9 protein-coding genes are annotated in these 19,476 nt (G+C 43.9%); 8 read left to right on the top strand and 1 reads right to left on the bottom strand.

Going from position 1 to position 19,476, the window contains the following annotated elements; translation table 11 throughout:
• Positions 1-161: 161 nt before the first annotated feature.
• Complete coding sequence (locus IIC38_04900; GenBank protein MCH8125282.1) at positions 162-650, top strand: hypothetical protein; 489 nt, start codon at positions 162-164, stop codon at positions 648-650.
• Between the two features lie 345 nt (positions 651-995).
• Here the strand turns inward: IIC38_04900 and IIC38_04895 are convergent, their stop codons facing one another.
• Complete coding sequence (locus IIC38_04895) at positions 996-1,193, bottom strand: T9SS type A sorting domain-containing protein (GenBank protein ID MCH8125281.1); 198 nt, start codon at positions 1,191-1,193, stop codon at positions 996-998.
• Between the two features lie 697 nt (positions 1,194-1,890).
• Here IIC38_04895 and IIC38_04890 point away from each other — a divergent pair.
• The 7 genes from IIC38_04890 to IIC38_04860 all read left to right on the top strand — a co-directional run bounded on the left by IIC38_04890 (position 1,891) and on the right by IIC38_04860 (position 19,469).
• Complete coding sequence (locus IIC38_04890) at positions 1,891-5,346, top strand: SusC/RagA family TonB-linked outer membrane protein (GenBank protein ID MCH8125280.1); 3,456 nt, start codon at positions 1,891-1,893, stop codon at positions 5,344-5,346.
• 97 nt (positions 5,347-5,443) lie between these two features.
• On the top strand, positions 5,444-7,057 hold the full coding sequence (locus IIC38_04885) for a hypothetical protein (GenBank protein ID MCH8125279.1): 1,614 nt from the start codon (positions 5,444-5,446) through the stop codon (positions 7,055-7,057).
• 132 nt (positions 7,058-7,189) lie between these two features.
• The gene (locus IIC38_04880; protein ID MCH8125278.1) at positions 7,190-7,669 is read left to right on the top strand and encodes a hypothetical protein; all 480 of its coding nucleotides are present in this window, start codon (positions 7,190-7,192) and stop codon (positions 7,667-7,669) included.
• Positions 7,647-11,477, top strand: a complete 3,831-nt coding sequence (locus IIC38_04875) for a VCBS repeat-containing protein (protein ID MCH8125277.1) — start codon at positions 7,647-7,649, stop codon at positions 11,475-11,477. Before IIC38_04880 ends, IIC38_04875 begins: the two co-directional genes overlap by 23 nt.
• Before the next feature lie 5 nt (positions 11,478-11,482).
• Positions 11,483-11,704 (top strand): hypothetical protein, encoded by a 222-nt coding sequence (locus IIC38_04870; protein MCH8125276.1) that lies wholly within the window; start codon positions 11,483-11,485, stop codon positions 11,702-11,704.
• Positions 11,705-11,954: 250 nt separating this feature from the next.
• Complete coding sequence (locus tag IIC38_04865) at positions 11,955-15,707, top strand: VCBS repeat-containing protein (GenBank protein ID MCH8125275.1); 3,753 nt, start codon at positions 11,955-11,957, stop codon at positions 15,705-15,707.
• Between the two features lie 21 nt (positions 15,708-15,728).
• Positions 15,729-19,469, top strand: coding sequence for a VCBS repeat-containing protein (locus IIC38_04860; GenBank protein MCH8125274.1), 3,741 nt, complete (start codon positions 15,729-15,731; stop codon positions 19,467-19,469).
• The last annotated feature ends 7 nt before the right edge of the window (positions 19,470-19,476 follow it).

Here is a 19,476-nt window from a genome sequence, read left to right as displayed (position 1 = left end):
ACTTCGCTTCGCTCCGTTCAGGATGACAATTCCAGGTTTTTGCCTATTCTGCAACAGCCTGCTATCAAGCGTAAGTTTGTGAATTATCCAGGTTAACTGAGATTTGGAACGTTTATTGCCTTTTGATTTCGGGAGATTAAACAAAAGCCAGGAGAAAAACAATGAAATCACAGTACCTTATATTCTTAGTGTTAGCAGCCATTTCGGGGTCATGCAATACGAATAAGACTCCACTTCAATTTGAAACTGACAACATGCAAGAAACTCCACTGCAATATGAAATAATTGGGTCAGATGGTTTCCATGTGGATAGCTCCGGGACTCAAATTTATAGAGATCAAGGAGAATGGACCCTACTTTGGGAAAAAAATTGGAGTATTTTCAATAGTTCGGGAGAAAAAACATCACCGCCATCAATAGATTTTTCCGAGAATATGGTGATAGCCATATTCTATGGGAAACAGTCCTCTGCCTGCCAGAATCTTGATGACATTATTAGATCAGTTAGCAAAAAGTCAGATCGATTAGAGGTTGAACTCGGTGTAGTTAATCTTGAAGGACCCTGTGATGCTATTTCCTGGCCGTCGATCATGCTGAAAGTGGAAAAATCGGATTTGCCTGTTATGTTTATAGGAGATGTTCCGGATTAATGAATGCCGGATTGAAGTGATTAACCTGAATAATTCATAGCCACAAAGCCACAAAGGCACAAAGTATTGAAAAAAAGAAGAAAATAAGTTTTATAAAATGAATCGTGTAGAAACTCAGTTTTTAATCGTAGTTCTTCTAAGTTATATAATCTTAGTGTCTTAGAGCCTTGGAGGCGGAATTTATGCTATTACGTTGTAAAACTTTGTTTGAACAAACTTATGAATAGCCGATTTTTCTTTTTTGACAGGATTAACAAGATATGCTGGATTTTTATCCTGATAATCCTGTTTATCCTGTCTAAAAATGAACATCTAAAATCAAGAGAATCATGGTTCAGACCACGCTCACTTCAAAAGAACCATCTTCTTCGTAGTCTTAAAATCACCCATTTGAATTTTGTAGAAGTAAAGTCCCGAAGCAAATCTATCGGCATCGAACACCACATCGTATTGGCCCGGATCATGATCCTCGTCCACAAGGATCAGAACTTCGCGGCCGGATAAATCATAGATACGGAGGGATCGGCATTGTTGATTCCAAATGTTTCGTTGCCGAAGATATTATTTCCGGAGATAACGGCATTGGAGCCTTCCTCTAAATGAATACCCACTCCTTTGTTACTGGGCGGGATTATCGGGAATCTTGTTACACAGGCCCACAGACCCCCGATAAACTTGTGCCCTTACGTTTTTAACGGGTAAGCACTTGGGCATGACATTTTTGGGTAGCACTCGGACACCCTGAAAGCATTCGGGAACTACACTCTGCAGCATCCTGCGCGACGGGATGACAAAATTGGAAGTTTTAAGCTTAAAAACCTGATCCATGAATTATCCAAGTTAAATAATAATTTTTACTTAAAAAAAATCTTGCATTTATTTAATATAATTAATAAAATGTGGTGTTCTGCGTAAGATATATCTTATATATACTAACCCTGGAGATTAGATTATATCAAATTTGTTACTAGAATCCATTAGATTATTCCAAAAAATATATCTCTCTACACTTCATTTTCTCATGATTATGCTATGCAAAATAGGTAATGAGAAAAATCTATGCCATTGCATGTGAGGCTTTGTCTACTCATGGATTAAATTAGAAATTTCAGCAATGCAAATCTATAAGAAACTAAATAAACTATTAAAACTAATCCTAGCAAAGGAGGTGAGGAAAGATTTAGTGTGCTACAATGTTAGTTAATTAAGTAACTGTTCATAATAATAAGGAGAATGGATAATGCGAATAAAAAACTATTTAGCATTTTTTCTTTGTCTGGTGCTTCTTCCGGGCGCAGTTTTGGCCCAAGGAGAGGCTGTAATCTCTGGTAAGATAACAGACGAAACCGGAGAAGCATTACCGGGCGCAAATATTTTCATCCAGTTAACCAACCTGGGTACAGCAGCCGATGTTAATGGTGAATACAGCTTTACGGTACCTGCTCGCGGAGTTCGAAGCCAGGAGGTGCGGTTAGAAGTCAGGTTCATAGGCTACCGAACTAAAGTAGAAAAGTTCACATTATCACCCGGAACCCACAATATTGACTTTTCACTGGTTATCGATGCACTGAATATGGATGCGATAATCGTCACCGGCCTGGTAGATGAAACTCCGAAAACAAAACTAGCCTTTTCGGTTGGACGAATCGACCGGGAGCTTCTGGAGCATGTTTCTGCCTCCTCTCCGGAACATGCACTTCGGGGAAAGATTGCCGGAGTAAAAGTTATTCAAGGCAGTGGTGAACCCGGAGTGGACGCGTCGGTTATGCTAAGAGCCCCAACCAGCATCAATTCCGAAGGCAGGTCTCAGGATCCTCTTTACATTATAGATGGTGTAATAATTGACCCTTCGATTTCCGGCAGCCCGCTTTCCGATATTAACGCAGATGACATTGCCAGTATCGAAGTGATCAAGGGCGCAGCCGGGGCTTCCCTTTACGGATCACGGGCAGCCAACGGCGTAGTCAACATTACCATGAACCGAGGCAAAAACCTGGCTTTAAATCAAACCAGAATTAGAATACGGAACGAGTTCGGCTTTAACTTTCTCCAGAAAGAATACCCTTTGAACAGGAGCCACTGGTTCCGCATCCATGAAGGAACAAATAACTATACTGACGCAAATGGCATCAAAGTTACTCCAGGTGACTTTATCGATAACGAGGGTGACTTTGTCGATCCCAGGAGAGGCGGCCTTCGTGTTGGAGATAGGTATGATGGTAACTACGATAAGGATAATCCGAGCGATGATAGAATAGGCCAGATATTTTTCTCTGACAATCCCTATAAGTGGGTTTCCACGGGAGATGTCGTCTTCAATGAAATGCTTAGTTCCGTACTGGATCCGGCAACAGGTCAGCCTGTGGGTCTGCAAAGGATAAGCGGTGGCGCCAACTTCGTCGATAACTTTAACCAGTTTTTCGAGCCCGGCACATTCGTCAGCAATTCAGTGTCCATTAGTCGCAACATGGGAGATACCAATTTCAGCATTTCTCTTGGCAATCTAGGGCAACAAGGCCTGATCGAAGGGCTGGACGGCTATAAACGTCAAACAGTGCGTCTCGGCGTGGATCACCGGTTTCGCAATAATCTGAACATCTCGATCAGTGCCTTCTTCGCCAATGTCGATCGAGACGACATTACAACCGGCCCCGGTTCCGCCTTCTTCGGCATAGCCTTTATCTCCGCAGATGCCGACCTGACGGCAAGGCATCTGGAAGTGGGGACGCTAACATCTGTATACAATGCACAAAATAATTTCCCAGATGGCATTCCGCTGGATGTGGCTGGTGAACTCTTCATTCAACCGGACCCCTATGCCGCCAGGGATAATCCTCTTTATGAGCCCGCGACAGCGAGTCGGAAAAATTCACAAACTCGTGTTATGGGCGGTGGGACCCTGACCTATGAACCATTTGATTGGCTTGAAATAGACGGCAATTTCAGTTATGATCGTTCCAACAGGGAGCGAAACCGTTTCTTCCGGATAGGTTACCAAGACGGTTTTGATTTGGATGTCGGCCAGGGCCGTTTTCAGAAGTTCCCGGCATTTGATGAGGCCCTTAACGGCAGCGCTACAGCCTTTATGCATTATTCTTTCCTCAATGACAATCTCCGGATCAGATCGAAAGTAACAGGGCTATTCGAGAGGACGGAATTCCAGGACACCTTTGTAGAGGGTAACGATTTTGTTGTCAGAGGTGTGATTGATCTGGCCGCGGCGGATCCACTGAAGTCCAATATCAATTCCCAGATACGGGAAGTTCGATCTCAAGGTTACTCCAATATCACTAGCTTTGACTATAAGGATCGCTATATCGGGGATTTTCTTGTTCGTCGTGACGGCAGTTCACTGTTCGGTCCGGATGAAAGATGGCATACATACTATCGTGCTAGTGGAGCTTATCGTCTATCTCAAGAAGGATGGTGGCCATTTTCCGGTATCCAGGAATTCAAAATACGTGGCTCCTATGGCACCGCCGGCGGACGGCCTAATTTCTTCGCAAGGTTTGAAACCTGGACAATAAGCGGAGGCAATGTCGTAAAAAACACCCTTGGCAATTCGAATCTGAAGCCGGAGTTTGCAAAAGAGCTGGAGCTTGGCGTGGATCTGGCATTTCTGGATAGGTTCTCCCTGGAGTTAACCCGCGCGGAAACCACCATCGAGAACCAGTTGTTAGATGTGCCGTTAGCCTCCTACGTGGGCTATACCACTCAATGGCAAAATGCCGGCACCCTGGAAACAAGCACTTGGGAAGTGAGCTTGCAAGGCGTGCTTATTCAGAAGAAAAACATGGGCTTAACTTTTGGCATTAACTTCGATCGCACGCGTCAAATAATTTCCAAACTGGATGTCGCCCCCTACATCTATAACCCGCCTTTTCAAAGCGTATCCGTATTTCGTATCGAAGAAGGAGAAGATTTTGGCGCGCTTTTCGGAGAAACTATGACTCGTAACGTACAGGATTTGCTTCCACGAGGCCTCAACGAATCTGAGCTCTCCCAGTTTGATGTCAATGACGAAGGCTATGCCGTCTGGGTGGGTGATGGCAACACCTTCAGGGACGGCATCAGTAAGACCCTGTGGGGTACCTCGACTACCCTTTCAGACGGTGACGTCTACGAGTGGGGTATGCCGGTTTTATTCGAAGATGCGGAGGGTACAAAGCAATTTCTTATGGGCAGCACCGTGCCAGACTTCAACTGGAGCTTTTACTCCAACTTTAAATGGAAAGGATTCTCCATTTATGGTCTGCTGGAATCACAAGTGGGCGGTGACGTCTGGAGTCTGACTGAACAGTGGGGCTATGGCATAGAACAAAGGTCGGCTAACGTCGATCAAACCGGCAAATCGGATGAGCTCAAAAAACCCACACGCTACTACGATTGGGTGCAAGATGCTGAAGACTCCTTTGTATTTGACGGCAGCTTCATTAAGCTGCGAGAGCTATCCGTTAAATACACCTTTAAACGAAATCAGTTGAGCGGTATTTTCGGCGGACTTTTGGATAAGCTCTCTATAGGCGTTGTGGGCCGCAACTTGTTCTCAATTGATAACTACGATAGGGGCACTGATCCAGAAGTTGGTGTCAGTTCAAGTAACGACCAAGGAGGCTCGGCCGTTGTAACAAGATACGATGCCTTTAATTATCCAAATTTTAGAACCTTAACCGGATTTATTGAGATTGTACTTTAAAGGAAGCGCGCTATCTTGTTCCCAAGTTAAACTTGGGAACAAGGTGGGCGAGGCGAAAAAATCTCGACTTTTTCGGTATCAACCCCATGGAGGAATTATGAAAAAGTTAATTTCAAGCAGTATGATCGCACTGCTTACTGTAACTGTACTACTTTCAAGCTGCCAGAGTCTTGATGTGGTAAACCAAAATAATCCTGACGAGGCAAGGGCTCTGGCCACACCAAGCGATATCGAATCGCTGATCGCGGGCTCGTTTCTATCCTGGTTCGACGCTATTCAAAGTTCAACGCCGAACATGTCACTGGCCATGCCTGCCGATGTTTATACTTGTGGTTGGGGGAACTTCGGTATGGGTGTGATGTCTGAGGAGCCGCGTATAGAGTTCAACAATACATCAACTTCGAGCACCAGGGGCGTTGTAGAACAACCCTGGTTCGATTTGTATGGCGCTATATCGGCCGCCAGTGACGGCATTCGCAATATTCAGGCTGGGAATGTAACTCTTGGCGCCGACAAAGACACACGCGCTATAGGGTTCGGGAAATTTGTACAGGGACTGGCGCACGGCTGGTTAGCCCTCATGTTCGACCAGGGATTCATTCTGGATGAAAATGTTGATCTCAATACTGACGAACTGGTGCTGCAACCTTACACTGAAGTCATGGCTGCAGCAATCGAACAGCTAGAGGCAGCCATTGTCATTTTTAGGGCAAACCCTGCTTTCACACTGCCGGATACCTGGATCAATAAGAAAGCGTGGACCTTCGCGGAATTAGCGCAAGTCGCGCATTCCTTTATTGCACGTTATATGGTTCTGGTGGCACGCGATAGAACCGAACGCTCAAACGTGGCCTGGAACACGGTTATGACGCACTTAGACATGGGAATAACCGAGGACTTCTCAATCCTTGGCGATGGTGCCGGTCGCAGTTCGACCTGGTATAGCGGCACGCATTGGTATTCCGGCCCTATCAATTGGGGCACCTGGCAACGCGTCGACTATAAACTCATCGGACCGTCGGATACGGGGACTGACTACGATGACTGGATTAACTTAAACATCAACGATCGAGATGAGTTTATCTTTCAAAGCTCCGACAAGCGCATTTGGGATGGTACCCTTTCTCCTGATGGTACACAAAATCCCGGTACACAGTTCGGGCAGACCGGTAATACCACATTCATTCGTGAACGTTATGGGTTTTCACGCTATGGACATACCCGTTTTGACCATATCAGCGCAAGTAACAATGCATCGGACATCGTTCTTTTCCGCCCGAGCGAGCTCGATTTTATACGAGCCGAGGCACTACTAAATACAGGAGGCAGTACGGCCGAGATAGCCGCACTTTTGGATAGGACGCATGTTATCGATGGCGGCTATGACTCTGCTGCATCCTTAGCAGCAGGCAGCATAAGTGATCCACTGCAGCCACAGCACGATAAGGGTGCGACGCTGTGGTCGGTCCTAAAATACGAAAAGCTGGTAGATTTATTAGGCACCTTTTCCGGCCGGGAATACTGGGAAAAAAGAGGCTGGGGCGAGCTGACACCCGGAAATCCGATCCAGTTTCCGGTTCCGGCCAAGGATTTGGAAACACTGCAGCTAATGCTTTACAGCTTCGGTGGTGTTGGACAGACCGGCGGGGCTCCGAAGATCGCCGTTCGTCCGGCTGGCGAAGACCCGAAAGAATGGAGGCTGAGGCGCTAAAAAAGTGCTTCAACAGTTCATAAGTGTAACAGAAAGGCCATCATATTCATGGTGGCCTTTCTTGTTTTCAACTTTACGTTTTCAGTATTTTTTGTTAAATTTGCTCAACCGTATAACTCATGGGATAAAACGATGAGTAAATCCATAATTTGTCGATGGTCTTTTTTATTTTTAATCGTGTTGTCTACCGGGTGTGCCGGTTCAGGTCCCGGAAAAAGCAGCTCGGGTACAAAGAGTTATTCCGCCCAAATAGGCATTTCGTATCGCGCCGAAATTTTTGGGGTCACCGAACATATTCTGCTTAATAAATATCGATACCAGGTGAGTCGCCAAGAAGAGAGTCCCCGGCAGATTTACTTCGAAACGGCATGGAAAGAACGGTCACTGTTTGCCGATGAAGTTGAGATGCGAATCATGGCGGCCCAAACGCGAATTATTCTGCGAGCCACCGCCCGCCATATCGGCCAGTACAAAATTCACCTTTATGCAGAAAATGAGTTTCAATATGAAGAAAGTGAGGGATGGCGTCCTGGCCTTATGAGTAAAGAGCTAAAGCAATATTTTGACCGGATTGCCGGCGACCTAAGGCATGAGTTCAGATTACTGTACTGACGGACCTCGCACTGCTCCCACATCCGTCACAAAAGCCACCGACCTCCAGACAAAACAGATTATGAAGAAGTTCTCAGTTGTTGCGATTTTGGTATTGGCAGTGCTGGTTGTCATTTATTTTTGGCCCACGCAAAAAATCACATGGCATGAAGAAGACGGATTCCGATGGGCTGAGCTTTCTATTCCATGGTTTGGCCGAGACGGCTTCAAGCAGCTAACACCCTCAGAAACAGGAATCAACTTTGCCAACAATCTGACCAAGGAACAAATCACTGATAACCAGCATCTCCTGAATGGCTCCGGAGTTGCGGTTGGAGACGTGGATGGTGATGGTTTGGCAGATATTTACCTATGCCGACTCAACGGTCCCAACGCCTTATATAAGAATCTCGGAAACTGGAAGTTTGAAGATATCGCAATAGTATCCGGTGTTGCGTGTCCAGGGCAGTTTTCAACCGGCACGGCGCTTGCCGACATTGACGGTGACGGAGATCTTGATCTCCTGGTAACGACTTTGGGCGGACCGAACAGCTGCTTTTTAAACGATGGTCAAGGCAATTTTACAGACGTTACCAAGACGGCCGGACTGATAGGCAATTCCGGCGCTACCACACTTGCACTTGCCGACATAGATGGCGACAACGATCTTGATCTGTACATCACCAACTACAAGAAAAGCACGATTACCGATGAGTACCTTCCCCAAGACCTCCAATTCGATCGAATTGTAAAAAAGGTAGGCAACGATTATGAAATCGTGCCGGAATTTCGGGAGCACTATGCTCTCAGTTTTTTGAATAATAATATTCTTACTCGTTTCGAAACCGGCGAGCCCGATAGACTTTATCTCAATGATGGGAGCGGGAATTTTAGCGCCGTTTCCTTCACAGATGGAAGGTTCTTGAATGAAAAAGGTAAACCAATATCGGAGCCGAAAGATTGGGGCTTAACGGTTCGTTTCCAAGACATTGACGAAGACGGCGACCCGGACATTTATGTTTGCAATGATTTTAAGAGTCCGGACCGAATCTGGATGAATGACGGAAGCGGAAATTTTCAAGCCATTGCTAGGCTAGCGATTCGAAACACTAGTTGGTCAACCATGGGTGTTGACTTTGCTGATGGTGACCGCGATGGCGATCTGGATTTCTTGCTTTTGGATATGCTTAGCCGGGATCATCAACGACGTCAAACACAGATGGTCAACAGAGAGCCCATACCGCATCCCATCGGTTCAATAGACAATCGTCCCCAGTACTCACGTAACACCCTGTTTATGAATAGAGGAGATGGTACGTATGCGGAAATAGCCCAGTTCAGCGGCATTGAGGCTTCGGAGTGGTCTTGGTCGCCACTATTCCTCGACGTTGATCTTGATGGCTACGAAGACGTCCTCATTACAACCGGCCATTATTATGACGCCCTTGACGGTGACACCCTAGATCGAATAAGATTAACAAGATATCTCAGCTTAGATACGTGGCGCAGAAAAATCTTCACGTTCCCCAGTCTTAAAGTTCCAAATGTAGCCTTTCGCAATCGTGGAGATCTAACCTTCGAAGAGGTTGGTGAGAAATGGGGATTTTCTTCTATAGATATCAGCCATGGAATGGCGACCGGAGATTTTGACAACGACGGTGATCTGGATGTTGTTATCAACAGATTGGATGCCCCGGCGGGTGTGTACCGCAATGAATCTGTTGCGCCACGCCTGGCAGTACGTTTGCGCGGTCTTCCCCCAAATACACAGGGTATCGGCGCCAAGATCAGGGTTTTAGGTGGACCGGTTCCCCAGAGCAAAGAAGTCATCTGTGCTGGTAGATATCTTTCAAGCTCCGATCCTTTATCCATGTTTGCAACTGGTGGAACTGAAAATAGCTTGTCTATTGAGGTGAAATGGCGCAGTGGTAAACTCAGTGTGATAGACCATGTTAAAGCTAACCGAATCTATGAAATATTCGAATACAGCACCCATCTAACTGACAGTACAAAGGCGACTCTAGTGCCTTCAAAACCATTCTTTGAAGATGTAAGTCATTTGATCGATCACGTGCACCATGAGGACGAGTATGATGATTTTCGTCAACAACCATTGTTGCCGAATAAATTAAGCCGGTTAGGGCCCGGAGTTACATGGTTTGACTTCGACCAAGATGGTGATGATGATTTATTGATAGGTACTGGCAAAGGGGGCAATATGGCCTATTTCCGGAATAATGGGAAAGGCGGATTTGATAGAATAGAAGACCCGTCTTTACGCGGGAAAAGTCAAGATGATCAAAGCACTTTGCTGGTTTGGTCCGGTGCAGATGGTAAGAATCACCTGTTTGTGGGTCATTCAAATTTGGAACAACTCAGGGTGAGTAACTCCTATGTTTCTCAGCATAATTCTATTAGCATGCGAATGGAGAATAGTAATCAATTAAAAGGGGATATTTCTAGTACGGGTCCAATGTCAATGGCAGATTATGATTTGGATGGTGACCTGGATCTATTTGTTGGCGGAAGAGTTATACCTGGACGTTATCCGGAACCGGCTTCATCAAGGTTATATCTAAATGAGAACGGTGAGTTTAAATTAGATACAACAAATAATTCACTATTCAAGGAACTTGGTTTGGTATCGGGAAGTATATTTAGTGATTTTGATGGAGATGGAGACGCGGACCTTATTTTAGCGGTTGAATGGGGTCCTGTGATGATTTTTCGTAATGAGAATGGGCTCTTCTCAGATGCAACAGAAGAGCTAGGATTAAGTGAATTGCTTGGGTGGTGGCATGGTGTAACCACCGGAGATCTTAATGAAGATGGCAAACTGGATATTATCGCGACGAATTGGGGCTTAAATAGTAGGTATCAAAATCGATATAATGATACCTACCCTTTGCAGATTTTCTACCGTGACTTTGAAAATAATGGAACACTGGATATCGTGGAAGCTTACTTTGCTCCAGACATGCAAAAACTGGTTCCTGAACGCAATTTATTTTGGATGCAAAGAACCATGCCAATAGCCCGCAGACGGAGGTTGAATCATGAGATGTACAGCCGCTTAAGTGTCAAGGAAATATTTGGTCCTAGACTTAAGCTAGCTGGCAACCTTAGCGCAAATACACTTGCTCACACTGTTTTTATGAATCGAGGCGATCGATTTGAAGCATTTGAAATGCCGAGAGAAGCTCAATTTTCGCCGGCGTTTTACGTTGGTGTATCAGATTTCGATGGTGACGGCCATGAGGATGTTTTCATAAGTCAGAATTTTTTTTCAACACATGTAGAGACTTCACGTTCTGATGCAGGCTTGGGACTCTGGTTGAAAGGTGATGGCAGTGGCGCGTTGGAACCAATTGCTGGTCAAGTTTCCGGAATTAAAATATATGGAGAACAACGCGGCGCCGGACTTTCTGATTATGATGGCGATGGCCGGGTTGATTTGGTGGTTTCGCAAAATGGCGCGCCCACGAAACTATATCATAATATTGGCGCTAAGCCAGGATTACGTGTTCGACTAGCTGGGCCAAAGGGGAATCGTAATGGCGTAGGCGCAACGATCCGATTAGTCTACGAGGATGGCTTCGGTCCTGCACGGGAGGTTCACCTAGGTTCCGGATACTGGTCGCAAGATTCGATGGTTCAAGTCATGGGACGATTTGATCAAGTTAAGGGAGTCTGGGTGCGCTGGCCTGGTGGAAAGATTACAATCCTTTCCATCAATAACAAAGTAAATGAAATAACAGTTGATTATCATGGTAAATTAAAAGTAAATTATTTAAAAGAATCTCAGAATAGTGTTGATGAAAAGGAGTAAGCTTCATGATTAAAATTAATAAATTGAAAAAACTTAAATGGCTATTGGTATTAGGACTCACACTCCTTTTGCTCACCACTTTCATTTCGTGTGGCGGTGATCTTGTTGACCCTAAACTCCGAGATAAGGAAAATCCCGACGAAAGACCTGAAGAAGTGGATCCAGTTGAAGGTAGTGGCTCTAACACTAGCCACATGATGATTAAGAGTGAGGTAGCAATCGTATAACTGCTAAGTCAAGTATAAGGTTGTATCGACCATCGGTCACATTCTTCTCTTATAGTAGAATAATTGTAATAAGGTTGCGGATTTCGGATTAATGGTAAATTTTCTCCCAATATCTAAAATCTTCTGGAAGCTCGCCATACAACACGTTACATAATATCCATTTATATAGCTTTTAAAGAGGCGTAATTAATAAATCTTGGATTGCGAGAATGTAACCATACTCCCCACTTAGAACCATGACGGAGGCAGAATGCTTAAGAAAATCTCTAGCACAGGTAGATTGTTAACACTATTGTTGGTGTTGACCCAGCATTGTACTATAGATAATACAATCATATGGAATGATGGAGAAGGGCATAGGTGGGCAAAACTCTCTGTGCCACGCTCTGGCAAGGTTGGATTTAAGCTGCTTTCAGAAGCTGATCATGGAATTACATTTAGCAATCGTTTGACAAAGGATCAGATTATTAACAATCGAATTTTGTTAAATGGATCTGGAGTAGCTATAGGAGATGTAAATGGGGATGGATTAGCCGACATTTATTTTTGTCGTCTCGATGGCCCCAATGCCCTGTTTAAAAACCTTGGAAATTGGAAATTCGAAGATATCACTGCTTATGCTGGAGTTGCCTGCCCCGGGCAATTTTCAGGCGGTACGGCGTTCGCTGATATTGATGGCGATAATGATCTCGATCTTTTGGTAATTTCAATAGAAGGCCCAAATGCTTGTTTTCTCAACGATGGGACAGGCAAGTTTACTGAGATTAAGGACGCCGCAGGGTTTTCTTCGGAAACAGGCGCCTCAACTATGGCGCTCGCCGATATTGACGGAGATGGTGATTTAGACTTATATATAGCGAATTATAAAAGGAAAAGCGCTAAAGATATCTGGGACCCAGGTGAATTGGTCTTTAATTTCGTCGTGGAAAAGATAGGAGATTCTCATCGAATCGCTTCAAAATACCAGGAACATTTTGTGCTGGAGGTTCGAGATCCATGGGTCTTTTATTTTGAGACCGGCGAGCCGGATATGTTATTCTTGAATGATGGCAAAGGCAATTTTGAAAAGACTTCCCTCTCAGATGGAAGATTTTTAGATGAAAATGGTAATCCCGTCAAACAATTAAAAGACTGGGGATTGATGGCACGATTTCAAGATATGGATAATGATGGAGACCCTGATATTTATATTTGTAACGATTTTGAAAGCCCCGACCGAATATGGATCAATGATGGCAAAGGATATTTCCAGGCGATACCTAAACTTGCCATTCGTAACACCAGCAATTCATCGATGTCAATTGATTTTTCAGATGTCGATAGAGATGGTGATTTAGATTTTATAGTCACCGATATGTTGAGCTTACGCCATAGGTGGCGTATGACCCAAAAGAACACCGAAGTACCGTTGCCTCACCCTATCGGGTTAATAGAGAACCGCCCGCAATATATGAAGAACACACTTTTTTTGAACAGGGGTGATAATACCTATGCAGAAATCGCTCAGTTCAGCGGTATTCAGGCATCTGAATGGTCGTGGTCAAATATCTTTCTCGATGTAGACCTCGATGGTTATGAAGATATGCTTGTTGCAACAGGCCATTATTATGATGCCCAGGATATGGATACGATAATGAAAGCCAGCTCTCGCATCAGGATGGGTTCAATGGCTGCAACAATAGCTTCGAAAACTGGCGAAAAGACACGAGAGAATGATAGACTAAACACCATTTTTATGTTTCCCGAACTAAAATTGCGAAATATTGCTTTTCGTAATCGCGGTGATTTAACGTTTGAAGAAGTCGGAAAGGAGTGGGGCTTCACCGACAAAGATATTAGCCATGGGATGGCGCTTGGTGATCTGGATAATGATGGTGATTTGGATATGGTCAATAACCGGTTAAACTTTCCGGCGGCCATTTATCGTAACGAGACAACCGCGCCTAGAATCGCCGTTCGCCTGAAAGGATCTCCTCCCAATACCCAGGGGATTGGAGCTAAGGTTCAGCTTATTGGCGGAAAAGTGCCTCAAAGCAAAGAAGTCATCTCTGGCGGCAGCTATCTCTCTAGCTCAGATCCGTTGGTAGTATTTGCGGCTAATGACGAAAACCTTACTATCAAAGTCAAATGGCGGAACGGTAAGATTAGTATAATCAATGATGTAAAACCCAACCGAATATATGAAATTTATGAATCAGAATCACATTCAAGCGATAACTTAGAGGTAAACTCTGGTTCTAATCTGCAACCTCTTTTTGAAGATGTGAGCCATTTAATCAATCACAAACATCATGAAGATCCATTTGACGACTTCCAACGACAACCTCTATTGCCCTATCGCCTTAGCAGTCTCGGTCCAGGTGTTGCCTGGTTTGATTTCGATGGCGATGGTGATGACGATCTAATCATTGGCAGTGGCAAAGGTGGACATTTAGCTACATTTCGTAATGATCAAAAAGATGGATTTCACCAAATGAAAAATTCGGTATTGCCAAAACAAAGTCAATTCGATCAGACCACTGTTCTGGGCTGGACGAAAGAAAATGGCTCAACCTCCTTTCTCGTGGGAAATTCCAACTATGAAAATACTGAACCTGGGAACTCATTTGTTTTACAATATGATTTCATAAATGGCCAGGTAGATTCAGGTAAAGAAATAATGAGCGATGAATCCAGTAACGGCCCCATGACCATGGCAGATTATGACAACGATGGCGACCTGGATCTCTTTGTTGGAGGAAGGAGCATACCTGCCCGCTATCCTGAGCCGGCTTCTTCAAGGTTATACCGAAATCAGGGCGATAAATTTGTACTTGATTCTTTAAATACCGCTCAGTTTAAGGAGCTCGGATTGGTGTCCGGAGCTGTTTTTAGTGATTTTGATGGGGATGGTGATCCAGATTTAATTTTAGCGATCGAATGGGGACCGGTTACCGTTTTTAGAAATGACAAAGGTCGCTTCAGTGATGCTACAGAAGAACTTGGATTGACTAAATACAATGGTTGGTGGCATGGTGTGACGACAGGCGACCTCAACGAAGACGGGAAACTTGACATTATCGCTACCAATTGGGGCTTGAATAACAAGTATCAGAATCGATTTGATGATGAACATCCTTTACAGCTTTTCTATTATGACTTTGACAACAATGGTACGCTAGATATTCTTGAAACGTATTTTGATAGTCCTACCCAAAGACTTTTTCCAGTACGTTCTCGTAACTGGGTAATCCCAGCCATACCCTACCTACGCATGCGGATGCCAAATAACAGAAAATATAGTTACTCCACGATCCAAGAAATTATCGGGCCTAAACTCAAACAAGCCGGAAAATTACAAGCCAACACTCTTTCTCATATGGTATTTCTTAACCAGGGGAATCGATTTAAAGCAATCGAATTACCTGTGGAAGCACAATATGCACCTGCTTTTCATGCCAGTGTCGCAGATTTTGACGGGGACGGTCATGAAGATATTTTCATCAGTCAGAACTTTTTTGCTTCTCCTGTTGAAACTGCTCGCTCCGATGCTGGACGTGGTCTTTGGTTGAAGGGAAATGGTAACGGTAGTGTGACGCCGGTCTCCGGTCAGGAGTCAGGCATCAAAGTATATGGAGAACAGCGTGGCGCCGCCCTGGGAGATTATGATCGCGATGGTCGTATAGACCTGGTTGTAACACAAAATGGAGCAGAAACGAAACTTTATCATAATGTAGGAGCAAAGCCTGGTCTACGAATAAAATTGGCTGGACCAAAAGGTAATCCATCTGCAGTTGGAGCTACAATTCGGCTGATTTACAAAGACGGTTACGGTCCTGCACGGGAGATTCATTCAGGTTCCGGCTACTGGTCGCAAGATTCGATGATTCAGGTTATGGGTTATCGTGATGTTGTGAAGGGAATCTGGGTACGTTGGCCAGGAGGTCATGTCACAGAATCAGAAATTTCTGATGGCGCTAGCGAAATCACTGTCAAGTTGGACGGTAAGATTTTAGTTGAATAAAGTCTTTTCCAATCTGACAAAATGGATGGTCTAAGAACAGGAAGGTGGTTAAATATTAAACTCATAAATTTAAATTCCATATCTAAAATTGCTATTATTGCTGGTTTGGTTGCTGCTCTTTGCCTAATAGTACTAATCTGGCCAGATAAATCCATAGAATGGCACGAAGGCGCTGGATATCGTTGGTCAGAACTTCCGAGCCTTGAGTCGGGCCAACCTGGGTTTGAATTATTACCATCATCCAAAACAGAAATCACTTTTTCAAACAAGCTAACTCCTGAACAAATTGCAGATAATCGGTTTCTCCTGGGTGGATCTGGTGTGGCCACTGGAGATGTCGATGGTGATGGTTTGATAGATGTGTATTTTAATTGTCTCGATTGTCCAAACGTTTTGTATAAAAATCTTGGTGATTGGAAGTTTAAAGATATTACAAAGCAAGCCGGAGTTGCTTGTCCAGATCGTTTTTCAACTGGTGTCGCACTTGTAGATATAGATGGAGACTTTGACCTCGATCTAATCGTCACATCACTTGGAGGGCCAAATGCCTGTTATGTAAATGATGGTTTTGGAAATTTCACCGAGGTAACCGATGCTGCAGGATTGAAATCGAGCGGTGGTAGTACTTCAATGGCTTATGCAGACATTGATGGTGATGGAGATATTGACCTTTATATGACCAACTTCAAAAAGAAATCTGTAGAAAATCTTTATTCACCCCAGGAAAGAACCCAAAACCTGGTTGCTAAAAAAGTGGGCGGTACATATGAGATCACACCAAAGTTTAAAGAGCATTATCGCGTCGAAACAAATGGGGACCGGCACATACTTATTGAGAACGCCGAGCCTGATTTCTTATATCTCAACGATGGTAAAGGCCACTTTGAAAAAGCTTCATTTACGGATGGACGATTTCTCGACGAATCTGGAAATCCCATATCTGAGCTGAAAGATTGGGGACTTTTGCCGAGATTCCAAGATATGGATAATGATGGAGATCCAGACATCTATGTCTGTAACGACTACTCCAGCCCTGACCGAATTTGGATTAATGATGGAACTGGACGTTTTCAAGCTATCGAAAAGCTAGCAATTCGCCACACCAGTAAATTTACCATGGCTATGAATTTTTCTGACATCGATAGGGATGGAGATTTAGATTTTATACTAATAGATATGTTAGCAAGGAATTATCAACGGCGAATGCAACAAACAAATACTACTAAAACACCTCCTACAGCAATTGGACAAATCAATAATAGACCGCAGATAAAGCGGAATACCTTGTTTGTAAATCGGGGGGATAATACTTATGCAGAAATTGGTCAGTTGAGCGGCGTTCAAGCTTCCGAGTGGACATGGTCTGTTATTTTTGTTGATGTCGACCTTGATGGGTATGAGGATATTATTACAACAAATGGTCAGTTGTATGACTTCGAAGATACAGACACAAATAATCGAGTTCAGGGACTTTCTGCATTCGGTTATGATTATCGCCAGATGACAGCATTATACCCAAGTTATCTAACTCCCAATGTTGCTTTTCGAAATAAAGGCGATTTAACCTTTGAAGATGTGAGCTCAAGTTGGGGTTTTACAAATCCTGATTTAACCTGGGGTATGGCCCTTGCTGATTTTGATAATGATGGAGATTTGGATTTAGCCACAAACAGACTAAATGAAGTCGCAGGTATTTATCGAAACAAGTCTGGTGCGCCGCGAATTGCTGTACGCCTGAGAGGCTTGAGCCCAAACACACAGGGCATCGGTGCAAAAATTCGAGTCTTGGGCGGTCCTGTTCCCCAGGCTAAAGAAGTTACCTGTGGTGGAATCTATCTCTCTAGTTCAGATCCAATGGTTACATTTGCTGCAGGTAGCGCTGAAAATTTGCTCACAATCGAGGTAGTCTGGCGGAGTGGTAAAGTAAGTGAGATTAAGAACGTCAAGCCAAACTGCATTTATGAAATCTTTGAGGCATATGCCAAAATAGATGATTCGTCAAGCCCGGATTCATCAATTGCACCTTCCTTTTATTTTGAAGACGTCAGCAATCTAATTAATCATAAGCATCACGAAGATACTTTTGATGACTTTTCCCGCCAACCATTACTTCCTAAAAGACTCAGCCAGGTCGGACCGGGTGTCGCCTGGTACGATATCGATGGAGATAAAGATGACGATTTAATCATCTCTAGTGGAAAAGGCGGTCAGCTTGCTTTTTATCGTAACGATGGTAAACAAGGATTTACTCGGATTCAAGATACTCGTTTGGTTCAAAAGACTCAATTTGATCAAACCTCCGTTCTCGGTTGGACAAAGGATAATAGTTCGACATTCGTGTTAGTTGGTTTCTCAAACTATGAGAGTTTACAGCCCGCCAACTCATTTATTATGTCGTACGATTTTGAGCGTAAAACATTTGCAAACTCAACAAAAGTAATAGGAAATGGTTCTAGCCTGGGCCCCATGGCCATGGCCGATTATGATGATGATGGAGATCTGGATTTATTTGTCGGAGGACGAACAGTACCAGGGCGCTATCCTGAACCAGCCTCCTCCATATTGTATAAAAATGACAATGGCCGCTTTACAATCGATGAAAAAAATTCAAAACAATTTAAGTTTTTAGGTATGGTTTCTGGCGCCGTTTTTAGTGATATTGATGGCAACGGCAGCTCAGATTTGATTTTGGCTGTTGAATGGGGGTCAGTTATGGTTTTTCGTAACCAAAATGGTCATTTCACGAACGCGACAAATGATTTAGGATTGGATCGATATAAGGGGTGGTGGAATGGTGTTACGACAGGTGATTTGGATGAGGATGGTTACCTGGATATTATCGCTACAAATTGGGGCTTAAACAATGAATATTCTGCTAGCTTTGAACATCCATTGCGAATTTACTATGACGATTTCGACGGCAATGGCACTCTTGATATCATCGAGGCGCATTTTGATCCAGTGATGAATCAGGTGATTCCCAGGCGAGACTTAACAACGCTTTCTCAAGCTATCCCTTATGTTCGTCCACGAACACCAAATTACAAGCGTTTTTCTGCAGCCAGTGTGGATGATATCATAGGTGAATCTTTAAAACAAGCACATCAACTAATCGCCAGTGAACTGCGACATATGGTCTTTTTAAATCGAAAAGATCACTTCGAAGCAGTGGCATTACCCATTGAGGCGCAGTTTACGCCAGCTTTTTATGTAGGGGTTGCAGATTTTAATGGAGACGGCCATGATGATGTTTTTATAAGCCAAAACTTCTTTCCAACGATATTAGAAAAAGACAGGGGCGATGCTGGGCGAGGACTGTGGCTAAAAGGCGATGGTACTGGAAAACTCGAAGTGGTTCCAGGCCAGGTTTCCGGCATTAAGGTTTATGGCGAACAAAGGGGCGCTGCATTAGGTGATTTTAATCACGATGGTCGTGTAGATCTGGTTATAACACAGAATGGCGCTGAAACAAAACTATACCGAAACATTGGAGCAAAACCGGGATTGCGAGTGAGGTTAAATGGTCCGAAAGGAAATCCCTATGGTATTGGGTCTATTATCCGAATGGAATATATTAATGGTTTTGGTCCTGCAAGAGAGATTCACGCAGGCTCGGGTTATCTTTCTCAAAATTCTGTTGTTCAGGTTATGGGCTTGCGTGATAATCCTAAAGGTGTGTGGGTACGCTGGCCGAATGGGAAAATAACACAAACTCCATTAATAGGAAATCCGACTGAGATTTTAATTAGTTATAAATTATAATAAAATT

This window comes from candidate division KSB1 bacterium, assembly GCA_022566355.1.
In the GTDB taxonomy this organism is placed as follows: Bacteria; Zhuqueibacterota; JdFR-76; order JdFR-76; family DREG01; genus JADFJB01.
This window is presented reverse-complemented; position numbering and strand designations above follow the sequence as displayed.

Excerpts from the sequence above, each read along its gene's own strand:
- IIC38_04900 (MCH8125282.1), top strand. The coding sequence starts at position 162 with ATGAAATCACAGTACCTTATATTCTTAGTGTTAGCAGCCATTTCGGGG.
- IIC38_04890 (MCH8125280.1), top strand. The coding sequence starts at position 1,891 with ATGCGAATAAAAAACTATTTAGCATTTTTTCTTTGTCTGGTGCTTCTT.
- IIC38_04885 (MCH8125279.1), top strand. The coding sequence starts at position 5,444 with ATGAAAAAGTTAATTTCAAGCAGTATGATCGCACTGCTTACTGTAACT.
- IIC38_04880 (MCH8125278.1), top strand. The coding sequence starts at position 7,190 with ATGAGTAAATCCATAATTTGTCGATGGTCTTTTTTATTTTTAATCGTG.
- IIC38_04875 (MCH8125277.1), top strand. The coding sequence starts at position 7,647 with ATGAGTTCAGATTACTGTACTGACGGACCTCGCACTGCTCCCACATCC.
- IIC38_04870 (MCH8125276.1), top strand. The coding sequence starts at position 11,483 with ATGATTAAAATTAATAAATTGAAAAAACTTAAATGGCTATTGGTATTA.
- IIC38_04865 (MCH8125275.1), top strand. The coding sequence starts at position 11,955 with ATGCTTAAGAAAATCTCTAGCACAGGTAGATTGTTAACACTATTGTTG.
- IIC38_04860 (MCH8125274.1), top strand. The coding sequence starts at position 15,729 with ATGGATGGTCTAAGAACAGGAAGGTGGTTAAATATTAAACTCATAAAT.